The organism is Cryobacterium gelidum, from assembly GCF_004403985.1.
GTDB lineage: Bacteria > Actinomycetota > Actinomycetes > Actinomycetales > Microbacteriaceae > Cryobacterium > Cryobacterium gelidum.
On sequence record NZ_SOHL01000027.1, the window covers coordinates 13,229 to 30,551 of the forward strand.

Below are 17,323 nucleotides of genomic sequence, written 5' to 3' on the forward strand. Positions count from 1 at the left end.
GTTCATCGGCAAACGATGTCCGGCGCGTTACGGTGCCAGTCCCTGCATGGGCGCGGAAAGGTCAATCCATCCGCCACCGTCAACAGGAGTGCCGTCGAGCTTCATGTAAGTAACCTGCCGGCTGAAGGCCCGTGCGTACTGGCCGTCGAAGGCATCCCAAGTCTTGGAGAAGTCGATGACAGGGGTCATGCCGCCGTTGTCTACAACGGTTGTCGAAGCGGCGGCGAGGAAGCTCTCCGGCGTGATGTCCCCTGTGATCGACTCGGCGATCTGTGTGAAGGCGCTGTATCCAGACCAAGCTGACAAGGCTCCCAGCGAGCTGTAGTCGAACGTGTCGGGGGCGTCGTTGGCCTTGAGTGCTCCACGGAAGTCATCCCAGACGGCGTCGTTCAAAGGCATGTAAGCGCCGGTGACAACGCTGTTCTTGACGCCGGCAAGCTCTTCATATCCTTTGGTCGAAACGGCGTTGAGGTTTCCCTGTGCTCCGTACAGAGTCTGCGTTCCGCCGGACTGAGCGAACGGCGCCATCATGCCCGAGATGTTGTTCTCTCCGAGGAACATACTGATGCAGTCAGTGCCGTCAGTGGCCTGGGCGACAACGGAACTGTAGTCCGTGGCGGTGAGGGGAACGCGAATGAATTTGAGTTCCTTCTCGTAGCCGTACGCCTTGGCGATATTGCTGAAAATGATGTTCGTGTCGTCGGTGACGCCCGGGATGTCTAGCTCAAGAACCGCGATGTCCTCGCACCCGTCCTGAACCGCACGAGCAACACCGGCGGGGTTCAGCACCGGGTTGTTGCCCATCTGAAATGTATTCGGACTCGTGTATTCAGCGGCGGCAAGGTTGCAGCACGCGCCTAGGATGGCCATGCTCGCGGCACTATAGATAGGGACGTTGACGTATGCGTTGTAGCTGAATGAACCCACATCAGCGATTGCACCCGCGGCGATTGCGTCACGCGCACAAGCGGCGGTGAGCGTAGGGTCACCCTTGTCATCGCACACAGTGACTTCGAGCGGGTGTCCGGCGATACCACCCTGGTCGTTGATCCATTTTTCGTATGCCTTCGCGGCCACGAAGATGTTCTCGTACGTCGGGCCGTTCCAGTCGGCGGCAGCCACCGTAACGGTCTTGATGGGGGTGCCGGCCGCTGCGCCAGCCACGGACGCGCTGCCATCGGCGGCGGAACCGGAGCTACAAGCGGACAGCATGAGGGCGGCAACGGCGACAGCAGCCACGACCCCCAGCTTCTGGGTGGATATACGGAAATTGATCAATTGAGCTCCTCCTTGAGCTGAAATGTGGTGCGGGCAGAACCGCGAGGCTTGAGTCACGTCGCTCATTTCCCTACGGGTGGGGATGCTGTGGGTGAAGCGACAACCATCCATTCGCTCAAGCAAACGATTGGTCGATTAATTTTCTACCACCCCCTTCTATAGGAGTCAAGAAAATTCTTTTCCGGTAATCTCGGGCCAGGCGAACCGGCAGACTCAGCACTTAATCAAACAAACGATTGACGGATAGTGCATCGCTGGGTCAAGCTATCTCTCACGCCATCACTTCAGGAGGATCCGTGCATGACACAGAATCTGCGCCCAACATCTTTGCTGTGCCCCGCGACGGCGAACTCACCCAGATCGCTCCCGGGATCTTTTGGGGGCGCCTTCCCCTTCACTACGCCCCTCACCACGTCAACATCTATGTTCTTGACGACGGTGACGCTTGGCTCGTTGTCGACACCGGAGTCGACAGCACGGCCAGCCGAGAGAGTTGGCTTTCCCTCATCTCCGGACCGCTGGCGTCCAAGCCGATCACTCGTATTCTTGTCACGCACTGGCACAACGATCACCTCGGAATGGCCGGCTGGCTCGCTCGCCGCACCGGAGCAACTCTGCTAATCAGTGACGAGGAGCACCAGCGCGGAGCGAGTCAGGCGGATCAGCCACGGCAAGCTCGCGACGCCCGGGAGCGGAGTTACCTGCTGGCCCATGGCGCCGCCCTCCCGGTGCTTGACCGATGGCTTGCTGAAGGCTTTCAGAACATGTCCCTGATCTCCCCCCTTCCCGAAACCTATATTCCGATCGGACCTCGTGATCCGGTGAAAGTGGGGAAACGGACGTTTCAAATCCTCCCGCTATCCGGGCACTCCCCTCTTGCATCTGGCCTGCACTGCTCCGAAGACCACATATTCATCTGTGGAGATCAACTGTCGGACCGGCTCGTGCCGCCCGTCGCCGTCATGTCCGACCAGCCCGACGCAAATCCCTACGCTGGGTTCATTGCATCCATGAACCTCATCCGACGGTCCATCCCCGAAGACACCCTCATCCTCCCCGGACACGAGGAGCCCTTCAGGGGCGTTGCCGCCGCGCTCGCCAGACAGGCGACGAAACACACCGAGGTCTGCAACCGATTACTGAAGGCGGCCCACGAACCTCAGTCCGCCGGGGAACTGGTTCCCCAGCTGAGCCGATCCGACCCCGGTTCGACTTGGTTCGGATTCGTTGTGTCGCGCGTCGTTGCCTACGCCCATCTCCTGCTGGCCTGGGGACACTTGAGTCGGGTTGTCACCGACGGAAGAATATATTTCACGACCACTCTCACCGAGGAAATCGAGATCTCTCGTTTCCTCCCTACTACCGAAACGGAGACCACCCCATGACCCACTGGTCCGGATCATTTCTCGATACCGAACTCGACATCACGCTGAAAGGACGAGTTCGCGTCTTCGACCTTGCGGTACGTCTGGAAAACGGTATGGCTCGACACCCTCACCATCCGCCCTACTCTTTCGCCATGGCCAAAACGCATGGCGGGCACGGATATCGTGACGGCGTCTCTGCCGCGATGGAGATGATCGCCATGGGCGCACACGTCGGCACGCACATTGACGCCCTCGGTCATGTGTCGAAAGACGGCATGACCTTTGGGTGTCGCGACGTGCTCATGGGCGCCGAAGGGCTGGGCGGCCTCGACGCCGGCAGCATCGAGGAGATGCCACCAATCATTGGGCCGGGCTACCTTGTCAACGGCCCTGAGCTCTTTGGTCGCGACCTCACCCCGGCCGACAGCTTCGGCCCCAGGGAACTGGAGCAGTGGTTCACCGGTCGCACGATCCCCGCCCCCGGATCAATCGTGCTCATCCGCACGGGTTGGATGAAGTACTGGGCGGATTCCGAACGCTACATCGGGCTTTCAACGGGACTGCCCGGAGTAACCCTCGAGGGCGCTCAATGGCTCAGTGCGAAAAGCATTCTCGCAACGGGATCCGACACCATGAACTACGAGCACAAGCCTTCTTCCGCCATCATCAACCTGCCCGTGCACGTTCACAACCTGGTTGAAATGGGAATTCCCATCATGGAGTCCATGGACCTCGAAGAACTGGGCAAGGCAGGCGTTTCTGAATTCACATTCATCGCAACACCACTGCGCATCGGCGGAGGAACCGGCTCCCCCATTCGGCCTCTCGCGATTGTTCCGCAATAACCATAACCGTCAGGGCCGAACAATTTCCCAGGTTTCTCCGCAGCACTAGGCACGGGGGAAAATCCGGGTGTAATATTCAAACAATCGTTTGGCTGAATTAAAAGGAGTGCAAATGCCCACCACACAAGAGCGCAATGCGAGGGAAGTGTTCACCAGCGCCGCCCGCGTGTGGCTCCAAGAGAACGTCCCCGCGCGTTGGAGGGAAAACAGAGGCAGCCTGAGCGAGAAGGAAACAGACGAAATCCGACACGAGTGGGACCGTCAGCTTCACCGCGGCGGGTTTGCCGGACTCTCCCTGCCTAAGGAATTCGGTGGCCAGGGGCTCTCCATGGTTGAAGAGGTCATCTTTCACGATCTCGCCGCCCAGGCTCAGGCTCCCGACGGGCTGGCCCGCATCGGCCGCATCCTGACGGCACCCAGCCTGATCGGCCACGGAACGGATGAGCAACTTGCGCGCTTCCTGCCGAAGATCCTCAACGGGGATGAAATCTGGTGCCAGGGATTCTCCGAGCCCAATGCCGGATCAGACCTCGCCGGCGTATCTTGCCGAGCCGTCAAAGTCGACGGCGGATATCTCATCTCGGGCCGGAAGACCTGGACCAGCTTCGCCAAGATGGCCCATCGTTGCCTCCTTCTGGCCCAGACGGATCCGAGCGCGCCCCGCCACAAGAATCTCACCATGTTCCTGCTGGACATGAAGCAGCCCGGCGTGAACATCAGCCCGATCAAACAAGCCTCCGGACTGACACACTTTGCCGAGGTCCAGTTCGATGACGTCTTTGTCTCCGACGCCGACCGGGTCTCCACGGAAGGGTCAGGGTGGAAAGTCGCCATGACGACCCTGATGAATGAACGCGGAGGCGTCGAAGCGACAAGCCGCTATGTCGAGATTCGCTCCGACATGGATCTCCTGCTCGCGACGCTCGGTGACCGGCCAGACCTGCGAAAGCAACTCGACGAGTTGGACATTCGGGTCGAACTGGTCCACTGGCAGGTCTCCAAAGCGGTTGACCTTGAGCTCGACTCACCGGATTTCTTCCGGGCGACATCCATTTTGAAGCTGCTGTGGAGCGAGCTGTGGCAAGAAACCTCCATTCTCGGACTCGAGAACATGACCCCCGAAACATCGGATCACTGGCGTCTGCAGTATCTCGAAACCCGCGCCTCCTCAATCTATTCGGGAAGCAATGAAATCCAGCGAAACATTATCAGCGAACGAGTATTGGGGTTGCCACGATGACACTTCTCACCACGCGTCCGGGCGAGATCGGTCTGCTTGCCGCCGGGGCGATCCGTTCAGCCCTCGTCAAGGCCACGGACCAGGCGAACATCTCCTCTTATATCGAAGGGCAGTCTCCCCTCGCCTGGAGCGACATTTCTGATGCCGGCTGGGACCTTGTCGGCGTCACCGAGGACGACGAGTCCGCGACCCTTCGCGACCTTGTGGAAATCGCCAAGGCCTGGGGAGAAATCACCGTTCAGCTCCCTCTGCTGACCACGATCATGGCGAAGCGCCACTCCGCCCGCGCAGCCGAGCACGATGGTCCCGTCACCTTCAGCATCCCCACACAGGCTCTCGCGGCCGGCACCGGAATGGTGCCTTTCGGCCATATCGCGCACATGCACATGGTCGCCGATTTCACCTCCGACACGAGCTCCCTCGTTGCCGTGCAGAGCCTCACCAGTGACATTTTCGCTCCCAGTCTGCGAGCCGCCCACTCATCGCACATCACAACGTTCACTGCGGAAGCCGCCCGTGAAATATCTGTCGTGTGGGCTGCGGAGGGCAGCGGTATCGCCAAACGCGCCGTGGCCGATGCCGTGACGTACGCCAAGCAGCGCATGCAGTTCGGTAAGCCCATCGGCTCGTTCCAGGCCGTCAAACACCACCTGTCGAATGCCCACATGGACGCCGAACAGGCGGAAACCGCCGCCGTCTGGGGCAGCCTGGACCCCACCAACGCTCATCGCAGTGCTGTCTACTCGCTCGACCTCAGCATCCGCGCTGTCGAGCTGGCGATTCAAGTTCACGGAGGCATCGGATTCACCTGGGAGATGGGTCTTCACTTCTATTTGCGCCACCTCATCACCCTGCGAGAAATGGTCACGGGGCTCGGTGACCATGCCTGAAGCCGTCATCGTCGCCACGGCTCGATCGCCGATTGGTCGCGCCTTCAAGGGATCGCTGACCGAGATCCGCGGCGATGACCTCACCGCGCAGATCACGATCGCCGCTCTGGCCCAGATCCCCGAGCTCGACCCTGCCACCGTCGAGGATTTCCTCCTCGGCTGCGGCCTCCCCGGTGGGGAACAGGGCGCCAACCTCGGCCGAATTGTTCCGCTTTTGATGGGCTACGATGACATCCCCGGCACGACGGTCAATAGGTTCTGCGCGTCCAGCCTGCAAACGACGCGCATGGCCATGCACGCCATCAAAGCGGGTGAAGCCAATGTGCTCATCTCCGCCGGCGTCGAGATGGTCTCCCGCATCCGCGACGGAAACCCAGACGACCCTCAGTACGGCAACAGTGCCTTCACCTCCGGAACACCGCAGTCCGGAGATTGGGTTGACCCCAGGATCACCGGGGACATGCCCAATGCATTTGTCGACATGGGAACGACAGCCGAGAACATCGCGGGCATTCGAGGCGTTTCGCGCCGGGAAATGGACGAGTACGCCTTTCGGAGCCAGGCGCTGACAGAGCAGGCGCGTCTATCTGGCTTCTGGGACCTCGACATCACACCCATCACGCTTCCGAACGGCACCGTCGTCAGCCGCGACGACGGACCGCGTCCCGGCACGACGATGGAGAAACTAGCCGGGTTGGAACCCGTCTTCCGCGAGGGTGGATCTGTCACGGCTGGTAATTGCTGCGGTCTGAACGACGGGGCGGCGGCCCTCGTCATCATGAGTGCTCAGCGGGCAAAAGAACTGAACCTGACGCCCCTCGCGCGGATAGTCTCAACGGCCGTCTCCGCGCTTTCCCCCGAGATCATGGGCCTCGGCCCCGTCGAGGCGAGCAAGAAAGCGTTGGCCCTCGCTGGACTCAGCGCCCAGGACCTGGATCTCGTAGAGATCAACGAAGCCTTCGCCGCGCAGGTCATCCCTTCCTACCGAGAGCTGGACATCCCGCTCGAAAAGGTGAACGTTAACGGTGGGGCCATCGCCATCGGTCATCCCTACGGGATGACCGGCGCGCGGATCACGACCACGCTCATCCACTCATTGCAGTGGCATGACAAGCAATTCGGTCTGGAGACGATGTGCGTTGCGGGCGGCCAGGGCATGGCCATGGTCATCGAGCGGCTGTCCTGACAACTTTTCAAAAGCGTGAGAACAAAACAAACGATTGATTGATTTCTCGACATACGTGGTGTTCAATGGAGAACAAGCTTCTTGTCCCTGAACAACGAGCATCTCATCATCATCCGTCCTCCAAACAGCAGGAAGAGTGCCCCGTGAAGATCATTGTGCTCGTGAAGCAGGTTCCCGACACCTGGGGCGAACGATCCCTCGATTCGGCGACCGGGGCGCTGGATCGTTCCGCACCCGACAACATCATCGACGAGATCAGTGATCGGTCCCTGGAGGTTGCCCTCCGCCACAAAGATGAGACCGGCGCAGAAGTCATCGTTCTCACCATGGGCCCCGCCTCCGCCGCGGTTGCGCTGCGCCACTGCCTTGCGATGGGCGCGGATTCGGCGGTTCACGTTTTGGACGACGCCCTCGCCGGTGCCGATGTGACATGGACGTCAAGCGTGCTTGCTGCTGCCATCACCCATGAGGGCTTCGACATGGTGATTGCAGGAAACGAGTCAACCGACGGCCGCGGGGGCGTAATCCCTGCCATGGTTGCAGAGCATTTATCGGTGCCTCACCTGACATCGCTGTCCGAGGTCCACATAGCCGTTGACGTCGTCAACGGCTCACGCGAAACCGATTACGGGACCCTCACCGTGACAGCACGGCTTCCTGCCATCGTCTCGGTGACGGAACAATCCCCTGACGCTCGCTTTCCCAGTTTCAAGGGCCTCCTGAAGGCGAAGAAGAAGCCCTTGGCAACCCTCTCCCTCTCAGACTTGAGCATCAACCCGGAAACCTCATTCGGATCAACCGGCCGATCGACGATAACGACCGTCACGCGTCGCCCCGCACGCACCGCTGGCATCAAGATTGTCGACTCGGGAAATGCCGGCGTCGAACTGGCAGAGTTCCTTGCCGCCGGGCGCTTCGTCTAACCCCGCCAAACCTCGATCAAACATAAGGAATGACACCGTGTCGACTGCACTGACCTTGATTGAAGTGTCCCCGTCGGGAGAGATTCGCGGAAGCGCGAAGATGCTGCTTGCCGCCGCGACGCGACTCGGAACTCCCGTCGCCGTCCTCAGCACCACGCCGGGCGACCACAGCGAACACGTGAAACAGCTTGGCGATCTCGGAGCTCACCATGTCTTCATCGCGGAGTCGACCCAGACCGATTCCCTGTTGGCGACTCCTGCAGTGGAGTCCCTCGCGGCAGCGTTCTCCCACTTCGAGACCTCAGCCGCTGTGCTCGTGACGAACTCCGTCGAAGGCCGTGAGATTGCGGGAAGACTCGCGGTCAGAATCGGTGGAGGCCTCACAATCGATGCCATAGACATCACGCTCGTCAACGACAGAGTGGTCGCCCGCAACTCCGTTTTCGGAGGAGCCTTCGACGTCGAGTCGTCCATCCACGGCGGGCCGGCTGTCATAACGCTCCGACAGGGCTCGATCGACGAGGAGGTCACGGCCCACACTCCCGATCTGATCACCATCACCTTGTCCCTCACAAGCGTTGCCGCCGCCACGATCACATCCCGAACGGAAGCACCCACCGACTCGGGCCGGCCCGACCTTCGTGGGGCCGCAACCGTGGTTTCCGGCGGACGCGGTGTCGGCTCGAAGGAAGACTTCCTCCTCGTTGAGCAACTCGCCGACGCTCTCGGAGCAGCCGTGGGCGCCTCACGCGCCGCAGTGGATGCCGGGTACATCACGCATTCTCTGCAGGTGGGCCAGACCGGAACCATCGTGTCACCCCAGCTCTACATCGCCCTGGGCATCTCCGGAGCAATTCAGCATCTGGCCGGAATGCAAACGGCCAAGGTCATCGTGGCCGTGAACAAAGATCCCGACGCCCCCATTTTCGACTTCACCGACTTCGGCATCGTGGGTGATATCTTCACGGTCATTCCGCAGACCATTGAAGCCCTGCATCGGTTCCGGCATTGAGCTCCTCCCTGAAGGTGCGGGAGCCGGTACGCCGCCGATGGGTCAAGGTCGCCGGGTCAGCGCTGCTGGGCGTCCTCCTTCTACTCGCAGCAGTTCTCGGTGCCCAGGCCGTGCGCGACGTACCCGAGGTGCGTTCTTTCATGCAGACTTACCCCGGGCATTCCGCCTTACCCGCCAACGCTCCGGTGGGCCTGCCGGTCTGGTTGGGGTGGCAACATTTCTTCAATGCCTTCTTCATCCTGCTGATCATTCGATCGGGATGGCAGGTACGCACCGAGCGTCGACCCGCGGCCTATTGGACCAGACGCAATTCCGGTATCTTCCGCACGAAATCGGCACCGCAAAGAGTCAGCATCATGCTGTGGCTACACCTCAGCCTGGACTTCCTCTGGATTCTCAACGGTATTGTCTTCATTGTTTTGCTCGTCGTCACCGGCCAATGGATGAGAGTTGTCCCCCTGGGTTGGGACGTCTTTCCGAACGCTGTTTCCGTGGGCATTCAGTATTTATCGCTGAATTGGCCCACTGACAACGGCTGGGTCAATTACAACAGTCTTCAGCTTCTGAGCTACTCGGCGACAATCTTCGTCGCCGCGCCCCTGGCGATCGCAACCGGGCTCCGGATGTCTTCAGCCTGGCCACAACGTGCCCGAAGAATCAACGCCGCGTTCCCCCTGGCGATGGCCAGAGCAATTCATTTTCCCGTCATGCTCTGGTTCGCCGGGTTCACGATCCTTCACGTGACACTCGTGCTCGCAACAGGTGCGCTGCGCAACCTCAATCACATGTATGCCTCACAGGACAACACAACGTGGTTGGGGTTCTGGATTTTCGCAGGATCACTGGTGGTCATGATTGCGGCTTGGTTCGCAGCGACACCTCTCGTGCTGCGCTCCGTTGCCGCATGGACCGGAACAGTTTCTCGCTAGCAGCAATTTTCCGGGCTTGCCTGGGCGAAGTGACCGATCACGGCGAGCCCGACCTGCGAACGCAGTCGGTCAGCAGCGCGGTTATGTTCATCAATCCAACGACTTACTTATGGCGAACCGGTCGCGGAATGCGTCAGGAGTGCGACGGATTGGGAACGACAGAGGGACAGGCCGGCGACCACCTCATGAAGGCCGCCGAACCCTGCACAGTTCACGATGCGGCTACCCGCCTCGGGCGAACCGCCAGAACGCAGAATCCCACCATCGGAGGGAAGAAACCCAAAGATGCCAGTCAGTTAGCGTCTGAGGTGACGTGGGAGATGCTGTTGAGGCAATTCAGGCCGGCCTCGAAGACAGCCGGCCCTTGCGTCGGGCTTCCGCCTCAGAAGCGGAGTTACTGTAGCCAAACCTCTGGAGAACTGAAGGTTCTCGTCGCGGCGAGTCCGAGTCCGATTGTGGTCATCAGACACGCTCCAGGATCAAGGCCGAGCCCTGGCCGACGCCCACACACATCGTGGCGAGGCCATGCCGGGCGTTTTCACGTTCCATGCGTCCGAGGAGGGTAACGACGAGTCGCGCCCCACTCGATCCGAGCGGATGCCCGAGGGCTATCGCGCCGCCGTCGCGGTTCACGATCTCGTCGTCAAGGCCGAGGCGCCGGATGCACGCCAGCGACTGGGTAGCGAAGGCCTCGTTCAGCTCGATCGCGCCCAGGTCCTCCACCCGCAGTCCCGTGCGAGCGAGCACCTTCTGGGTAGCCGCAACCGGACCCAGCCCCATGATCTCCGGCGCGAGACCCACGCTGGCGCCGAACACGATGCGGGCGCGAGGAATGAGGCCATAACGCTTCACCGCCTCGCCGCTCGCCACCACGACCGCCGAAGCCCCGTCATTGAGCGAACTGGCATTCCCGGCCGTCACGACAGAACCGCCACGGACGATCGTGCGCAGCCCGGCGAGCCCCTCCAGGCTCGTATCCCGCCGCGGTCCCTCATCCACGAGCACCTCGCCGGCCTTCATCGGCACGCCGACGATCTCGTCCACGAAATGACCGGCATCAATCGCCGCCGCCGCGCGCTGCTGACTGCGCAGGGCGAAGGCATCCGCCTCATCACGGGTGATGCCGTCGATGCGAGCGACCTCCTCCGCCGTTTCCGACATCGAAAACGTGGCCTTATCCCGCGCCGCCAACTTCGGGTTGATGAAACGCCACCCGATGGACGTATCGAACTGCGCACCGGGCTTCGCCCACGCCCGGTCCGGCTTACCCTGAACCCAGGGCGCCCGCGTCATCGACTCCACACCGCCGGCCACCATCAGGTCGGCATCGCCGGCGCGAATGGCCTGCGCCGCCATCGTGATCGCCGACAAACCCGACGCACACAGGCGATTGACCGTGATCCCCGGCACATGATCGGGCAGACCGGCCAGGAGAGCCGCCATCCGCGCCACATTACGGTTGTCCTCCCCGGCCTGCGTGGCAGCGCCGAAAATGATGTCGTCAATCAGGGCCGGATCGATCCCGGCACGACGCACCGCCTCCGCCACCACGATCGCCGCGAGGTCATCCGGACGCACCCCCGCCAGCACCCCACCATAACGACCGACGGGCGTTCGTGCTCCTCCAACGAGGTAGGCCTCTGCCATGTTCTCTCCTGACGACGATGTAATTATGGGGTCTGTGCGGTGGCAGTCTGTTTGACCCGGCTGAGAATATCAGCGTGTGTCAGCAAGCTGACGGGATGGTTCTCGGTCCCCAGTCCAACGGCCGGGCCGGTCGCTCATCAGGCCGAGAGATAGGCGTTCTCAATGTCTTCAATGCGGTTCTTCGCCTTGGCAATTGGCAGGTCTAGTTCGACTCGCCCGCGCCTCATAACGTAGACGTGGTCGACGTAGTCGAGTGCCTTCCGAACGTGTTGTTCAACGAGGAGAACACCCAACCCTGTCTCCGACGCCGCAGTGCGCAACGCCTTGAAGAGGCGTGTCACGACGAGCGGGGCGAGACCGAGTGACAGTTCGTCGGCCAGAATCAGGTTGGGTCCTCGCACCATGGCCCGGCCGAGCGAGAGCATCTGCTGCTCGCCTCCCGAGATGAGTCCGGCCTTAATACGCAGACGTTTTTCAAGTTCTGGGAAGAGCGCGAGCACGGTGGGAATGTCTACACCGCCGACTCGGAGGTTTTCCTCAACGGTCAGACCCTTGAAAACGGACCGTTCTTCCGTGACATACGAGAGCCCATTGCGTGCACGCTGGTACAAAGGGGCTGTGGTTGCGCTGCCGTTAATCGCCACACTTCCCGCCAAGACGCCGATGGCCCCGCTGATGGCCTTCAGCGTGGTTGACTTTCCCGCACCATTTGCCCCGAAGAGAGCGGTGACGGTGCCCGATTCAACGGTCAGGTTGATGTTTTCCACAACGGGTTGGGTGCCGTATCCAGCGCTCATCCCGATAACGTCAAGTGCGCTCATCGATTCATTCCTTCCGTGATTTCTTCCGACGAGGGAGCTCCGAGGTAGGCCTCGAGAACAAGGCTGTCCCCGCGAACTTCAGCGGGGCTTCCTTCGGCGATCTTCTTTCCGAAGTCGACAACAACGATCTCGTCGCACAGACCCATGACGAAGTTCATGTCATGCTCCACGAGCAGGACTCCTATGCCCCAGTTCTTTGCAAGTTTTCGAACCATTTCTGCGAGCTCCGCCGATTCGACATCGCCCAATCCGGCTGCGGGCTCGTCCAGCAGCAAAATGCTGGGTTCGATAGCAACAGCGCGGGCGAGAGCGACGAGTCGACGCTTGCCGTAGGGCAGATTCTCAACCACCGTGTCGAGTTCATCAGCGAGGTCGAACTCACGGATCGCTTCGATTGTGGCCGGGGAGAGTCGCGGTTTGCTCGGCCGAAAGATCTCCAGGAAGTATGAACCCGACTCGAATGGATCGGCAGCCGTAAGCAGGTTGTCGAGAACGGTACAGTCTTCGAAAAGCTCAAGAGACTGGAATGAACGGCTGACTCCTGCCCGTGCTCGCCGCATGGCCGAGAGATCATTCATCTTGACTCCATCGAGGATGACATCGCCCTCGGTCTGCGGGGCGAAACCGGTGATCGCATCGATGATGGAGGTCTTTCCGGCACCGTTGGGCCCGATCAAGCCGAGTACCTGGCCAGGGCGGACCGTCAGGGTCACGCCTTCCACGGCGACCGTTCCGCCGTATCGAACGGTCAGGTTCCTGACTTCCAATACCTTCTGGCTGACGCGCACCGGAGCTGCGTTGGGAACCATCAGCTCCCTGGAGGAATGCGCCTTGGAATCACGGGCCAGCTTGGGCAGAAGTCCCTTGAACAGAGTCGACATTTCCTTGGCAACACCGTTCTGGTTCTGGATCACGAAGAAGATGATCAGCACACCGCTGACGAGAGGCAGGAACGTGCTGAACTCTCCCGGGATTGCGTTCAGGAGAGCGGCACCAATCGATCCGGGAGCCAGCGTTGCGCCAAAGAGCGGGCCGAGGAGGAAACCGATTCCGCCGATCATCGCCCAGCCCACAGCCGAAATCGAGTTGAAGCTCGTGAAGGTCGAACCGAAGACGATCGATTCGCTACGGAACGCGAGGATGATACCGCCGCACGCCGCTATGCCGGCAGCGACACCGAAGGCGTACAGCTTGGCTGACGTGATGCTGATTCCAAGTGCGGCGGCGGCTCGTTCATTCGTTCGCACCGCAATGAGCTTGCGGCCGCTTCGTCCGCGACGGATGTTGCCCACGACCAGGGTCATCAGGAGCAGGAGTCCCAGAGCCACGAGTCCATATCGCTCGGGATGAACGATGGCACTTATGTTGAGGCCGAAAAGCAGGGGTTGCCCGATTTGGGTCCCGAAGAAGCCTCCCGTCAGGAAGTCGCTGTTGAAGACCATGAACTCGAGAGTCGTGCCCAACCCGAGAGTGACAACGGCCAAGGTGATCCCCCGGGTTCGCACCGCGGGAAGCGCGATGAGAATCCCGACCGGAATGGTAGCCAAGATGCCGGAGATGAGAGCAACTTCGAAGGAGACATGCCAAATGGAAACCATTCGACCGGCGATGAATGCGCCAAAACCTGCCATCGCAAATTGGGCCAGCGAAATCTGTCCGGCATAGCCGGTAAGAAGCACGATGGACAGCGTGATCATGGCCGCGGCAATGGTGATGGTCAAGGCATCCTGCCAGCGAGGCGGAACGGCGATGATCAGGATTGCGACAGCAACGAGAATAGGAACGACGATTCTCCAGCGGATGCGTCCCGAGCCAACCAGGGGAAGCTTCTGGAAGATGTAATCCCGGAGCGGAAGAGACTTGCCCCGCACCAGCAGGATGATGACGATGGCGACAAGGGGAAGCGAGTCCGCCAGCCCCGGGATGTCCGCTGAGAAGCGTCCCACAGCGGTCTGCATCATGCCGATGACGAGCCCCGCCACCAATGCGATCGGGAACGAACGGAAGCCGGCAATCAGCGCCGTCGCCATAGCCGCAAGTACGAGGTTCGTCATCACCGAGACCTGAAGGGTGATGATGGGCGAAACGAGGATTGCCGCAATACCGGCCAGTGCGGAACCAACGGCCCAATTGATCATGGCAATGCGATCAGACGACCAGCCCAGGGTCGAGGCCGCCAATTCATTTTCAGCCACCGCTGAGGTGCCGAGTCCGAATCGTGAGTACTTGTAGACAGCCCAGAGGACGACCGTCAAGACCACGGCGATGACGACCATGATGAGTCGGTCCCAAGGAAGGACTATCGATCCGGATAGGGGAATGACGCCTTGAGGCAACTCGGGCGTCACGAATGTCGTTCGGCCGCCGTATTTCAAGACCGCGAGGGACTGCAGGGTGAGCAGGATCCCGAGGGTCGCCACGATTCGCGCCAGCGGCGAGGCGTTCTTGAGCCGGCGCATGATGATGACCTGCACGAGAACACCGACAATTCCTGAGGCGACGACGCCGATCAAGGCCGATACCAGGAAGGGAAGCTCGAACGTCGTGCGAGCCTCGTAATAGACGTAGGCCCCGAGCATTCCGACGGCACCCTGAGCAAAATTGAGAACACCCGAGCCTCGGTAGATGAGAACAAGACCTTGCGAGGCAAGTGAGTACATTGCACCCAGGCCAAGGCCGATCAGTGCAAACCGCAGAACTTCTTCCATCAGGTTCTTCTTCCATCAAATTCGGATTCAACAAAGGTCCGGAAGGGCATGAAGCTCCTTTCGATCCTCATTGATCGGGGTTGGACAGGGGCAAATGCTCGACCTGCTGCGCCATCCCGCAGGTACCTGATATTTCTACCAATCGTCTGGTGGAAAGTCAACTATTGCTTTTTTGTCGATCACGCCCGAATTCTCTGGCCGGCAGCGCTCTAGAAACAAACACCAATTCAAACAAACGCTTGACAGATTTATCTCGCCTTTGCGACACTTATCGAGAGCTCACGGATCCGTCGTTTCCGCGCAAGCGGTCAGAGCGCAACAGGGCAAATGTGATCATGACGCAACGGGGCGTTGCAATGAAATGGAGAACACAAGGACTATGAAATCGCAGCTGGTTGAAAAAAACGACTATGCCGTTGGAGTCGACGTCGGGGGGACCCATACCGACCTCGTCCTCTCGGGGCCCAATGGTCTCGTACGCAGTAAGTCGTTCACGACACATGGTGATTACAGTGTTGGCATCTTCAATGCCCTTGAGCTTGCAGCGAACCAGCTCGGCCAGGAACGCGATGAAGTTCTTGCCCAATGCCATGCGTTCATCAACGGTTCAACTATTGTCACCAACGCCATCACCGAGTTGCGTGGTGCCAAAGTAGGCGTGCTCATCACACGCGGATTCAAGGACACGTTTCGCCTGGCCAGCGGCGCCCGCCGCGTTGAATACGACGACCATCTCCAGACTCCCCCGCCGGACGTCGTTGCGCGGGACTGCATTGAGGAAATCAGTGAACGCGTGATGAGCAATGGCGAGATCGCTGTTCCCCTCGATGAAGTCGAAGTCCGTGCCGCCGTCCGTCGGCTTCGCGACAATGGTGTTGAAGCTATTGCAATTTGCTACCTGTGGTCGTTCAGCGACGGCACGAACGAGAAGCGAACCCGCGAGATTGTTCTCGAAGAGATCCCCGGCATTTTCATCACTCTCTCTTCTGAGGTTCACCCCGTCGTCGGCGAGTATCCGCGATTCATGACCGCCGTTTTCAACTGCCTGTCACACCGGGCTACGACACGATATGTCGAAGGCCTGCAGACGCAGCTCGGCAACGCGGGTTTCACCGGTACTCTCACGTTCTTTCAGGGAATCGGTGGATCCGTCGGCGCCGAGGCCGTTCAGGCCAAGCCTGTCACTCTGATGCAATCCGGCCCGGCGGGCGGCGTGATGGGTGCCCGGCACGCTGCCGCCCGACTCGGACTGACGAATATCTTCGTCGGTGACATGGGTGGAACGAGTTTCGACACGGCGGTTCTCCCCAACCTCGAGCCGTCCATCGCCAAGCAGGCGACATTCGGACCGTTCCACACCGGAATCAACATGTTGGACATCGTCTCAGTCGGCGCCGGCGGCGGCAGCGTGGCATGGCTCGACGGACGAGGCGTTCCCCAGGTGGGCCCGCACAGCGCGGGTTCCGAGCCCGGCCCCGCCTGCTACGGACGCGGCGGAACAGAACCGACGGTTACCGATGCGAACGTCATCCTGGGGTTGATCGATCCAGGAAACTACCTCAATGGTCGCCACCAGCTCAGCGTCGCGGATGCGTCAGCAGCTGTGAAGAACCGAATTGGGGATCCGCTGGGCTGGGATGTCAAGCAGGCCGCAGCAGGCATATATGACCTTGCCGTCATCGAAATGGCCAACGCCTTACGTGTTGTCAGCATCGAACGAGGACATCACCCTCGTGATTTCACGTTCTTCTCGTACGGCGGAGGGCTCGGCTTGTTTGCCGTGGAAATCTGCCGCCGATTGGGCTGCCCGAGTATCGTCATCCCCGATAATTCCTCGGCGTTTTCCGCGTATGGCGTTCTGATCGCGGACTACGTGCGTCAGTACGAGCAAACAGTCAACTGGGATCTCAGCGATCCGAGCCAGGCCGATCGGATCAACGAGGCCATGGCGGTCATGCTCAGCCAGGCCAAGCACGACGCTGGTCTCGAGGGGATTGCTCCAGGGGATCTCTCGGTTGAGCGAAGCGGTGATTTCCGTTTCCTCGGACAGACATATGAAGTGACCGTTCCTTTGCAAGACGTGGATTTCGTTCCAGCCGACGCTGCTCGCCTCGCGGACGATTTCCCCCGCGTCTACGAGCGCAACTACGGCGAAGGAACAGCATGGAAGGGCTCACCTGTTGTTCTCATGACCCTCTCGACCCGTGTCATCCACCACCGCCCGAAGCCGACTGAGCGTCAGCAGGCGGTTGTCGTCGGAGTCCCCACGCCGCAGCCTGTCGGCGAACGCTCCGTCTTCCTACCCAGCGAGCGACGCGACGCAGTGCTCCCCATCTACGCCGAAGCAGACCTCATCCCCGGCGCCGTGGTCAACGGCCCCTGCATCGTTGACGTCGGAGATACGACAATCTACGTACCCGAAGGCTCCGAATGTGGCCGTGACCAGTACTTCAATTTCACGCTCACCGCGTAAAGAA

At 60.5% G+C, this 17,323-nt stretch carries 13 protein-coding genes; 9 read left to right on the forward strand and 4 right to left on the reverse strand.

The features are described 5' to 3' along the window. Positions 1-27: 27 nt before the first annotated feature. Positions 28-1,278 (reverse strand): ABC transporter substrate-binding protein, encoded by a 1,251-nt coding sequence (locus tag E3T50_RS13215; RefSeq protein ID WP_166784299.1) that lies wholly within the window; start codon positions 1,276-1,278, stop codon positions 28-30. Positions 1,279-1,574: 296 nt separating this feature from the next. On the opposite strand from E3T50_RS13215, the gene E3T50_RS13220 reads away from it, so the two are divergent. The 8 genes from E3T50_RS13220 to E3T50_RS13255 all read left to right on the forward strand — a co-directional run bounded on the left by E3T50_RS13220 (position 1,575) and on the right by E3T50_RS13255 (position 9,670). After that, the gene (locus tag E3T50_RS13220; protein ID WP_166784300.1) at positions 1,575-2,663 is read left to right on the forward strand and encodes an MBL fold metallo-hydrolase; all 1,089 of its coding nucleotides are present in this window, start codon (positions 1,575-1,577) and stop codon (positions 2,661-2,663) included. Beyond that, complete coding sequence (locus E3T50_RS13225; RefSeq protein WP_134552513.1) at positions 2,660-3,490, forward strand: cyclase family protein; 831 nt, start codon at positions 2,660-2,662, stop codon at positions 3,488-3,490. The genes E3T50_RS13220 and E3T50_RS13225 overlap by 4 nt, the downstream gene beginning before the upstream one ends. Positions 3,491-3,578: 88 nt before the next feature. Next, a complete protein-coding gene (locus tag E3T50_RS13230; RefSeq protein ID WP_198417990.1) occupies positions 3,579-4,730 on the forward strand; it encodes an acyl-CoA dehydrogenase family protein in 1,152 nt (383 codons plus the stop codon). Beyond that, on the forward strand, positions 4,727-5,620 hold the full coding sequence (locus tag E3T50_RS13235) for an acyl-CoA dehydrogenase family protein (RefSeq protein WP_134552515.1): 894 nt from the start codon (positions 4,727-4,729) through the stop codon (positions 5,618-5,620). The genes E3T50_RS13230 and E3T50_RS13235 overlap by 4 nt, the downstream gene beginning before the upstream one ends. Beyond that, positions 5,613-6,806, forward strand: coding sequence for an acetyl-CoA C-acetyltransferase (locus E3T50_RS13240; RefSeq protein ID WP_134552517.1), 1,194 nt, complete (start codon positions 5,613-5,615; stop codon positions 6,804-6,806). The genes E3T50_RS13235 and E3T50_RS13240 overlap by 8 nt, the downstream gene beginning before the upstream one ends. Positions 6,807-6,871: 65 nt before the next feature. Continuing rightward, positions 6,872-7,729, forward strand: a complete 858-nt coding sequence (locus E3T50_RS13245; protein WP_338145364.1) for an electron transfer flavoprotein subunit beta/FixA family protein — start codon at positions 6,872-6,874, stop codon at positions 7,727-7,729. Between the two features lie 37 nt (positions 7,730-7,766). Beyond that, complete coding sequence (locus tag E3T50_RS13250) at positions 7,767-8,741, forward strand: electron transfer flavoprotein subunit alpha/FixB family protein (RefSeq protein WP_241990919.1); 975 nt, start codon at positions 7,767-7,769, stop codon at positions 8,739-8,741. Beyond that, complete coding sequence (locus E3T50_RS13255; protein WP_134552521.1) at positions 8,738-9,670, forward strand: cytochrome b/b6 domain-containing protein; 933 nt, start codon at positions 8,738-8,740, stop codon at positions 9,668-9,670. The genes E3T50_RS13250 and E3T50_RS13255 overlap by 4 nt, the downstream gene beginning before the upstream one ends. Before the next feature lie 462 nt (positions 9,671-10,132). On the opposite strand, the gene E3T50_RS13260 is transcribed toward E3T50_RS13255, so the two are convergent. The 3 genes from E3T50_RS13260 to E3T50_RS13270 form a co-directional block, all read right to left on the reverse strand. Further along, positions 10,133-11,317, reverse strand: a complete 1,185-nt coding sequence (locus E3T50_RS13260) for a thiolase family protein (RefSeq protein ID WP_134552523.1) — start codon at positions 11,315-11,317, stop codon at positions 10,133-10,135. A 137-nt stretch (positions 11,318-11,454) separates the two neighbouring features. Next, a complete protein-coding gene (locus E3T50_RS13265) occupies positions 11,455-12,138 on the reverse strand; it encodes an ABC transporter ATP-binding protein (protein ID WP_134552525.1) in 684 nt (227 codons plus the stop codon). Beyond that, on the reverse strand, positions 12,135-14,846 hold the full coding sequence (locus E3T50_RS13270; RefSeq protein WP_134552527.1) for a branched-chain amino acid ABC transporter permease/ATP-binding protein: 2,712 nt from the start codon (positions 14,844-14,846) through the stop codon (positions 12,135-12,137). The genes E3T50_RS13265 and E3T50_RS13270 overlap by 4 nt, the downstream gene beginning before the upstream one ends. A 172-nt stretch (positions 14,847-15,018) precedes the next feature. Between E3T50_RS13270 and E3T50_RS13275 the strand changes: the two genes are divergently transcribed. Then, entirely contained in the window at positions 15,019-17,319 is a 2,301-nt protein-coding gene (locus tag E3T50_RS13275) for a hydantoinase/oxoprolinase family protein (protein ID WP_134552529.1), read from the forward strand. Positions 17,320-17,323: the final 4 nt, after the last annotated feature.

Coding starts and splice junctions, on each gene's coding strand:
- E3T50_RS13265 (WP_134552525.1), bottom strand. CDS start 12,138: ATGAGCGCACTTGACGTTATCGGGATGAGCGCTGGATACGGCACCCAA.
- E3T50_RS13245 (WP_338145364.1), top strand. CDS start 6,872: ATGGAGAACAAGCTTCTTGTCCCTGAACAACGAGCATCTCATCATCAT.
- E3T50_RS13260 (WP_134552523.1), bottom strand. CDS start 11,317: ATGGCAGAGGCCTACCTCGTTGGAGGAGCACGAACGCCCGTCGGTCGT.
- E3T50_RS13270 (WP_134552527.1), bottom strand. CDS start 14,846: ATGGAAGAAGTTCTGCGGTTTGCACTGATCGGCCTTGGCCTGGGTGCA.
- E3T50_RS13240 (WP_134552517.1), top strand. CDS start 5,613: ATGCCTGAAGCCGTCATCGTCGCCACGGCTCGATCGCCGATTGGTCGC.
- E3T50_RS13225 (WP_134552513.1), top strand. CDS start 2,660: ATGACCCACTGGTCCGGATCATTTCTCGATACCGAACTCGACATCACG.
- E3T50_RS13235 (WP_134552515.1), top strand. CDS start 4,727: ATGACACTTCTCACCACGCGTCCGGGCGAGATCGGTCTGCTTGCCGCC.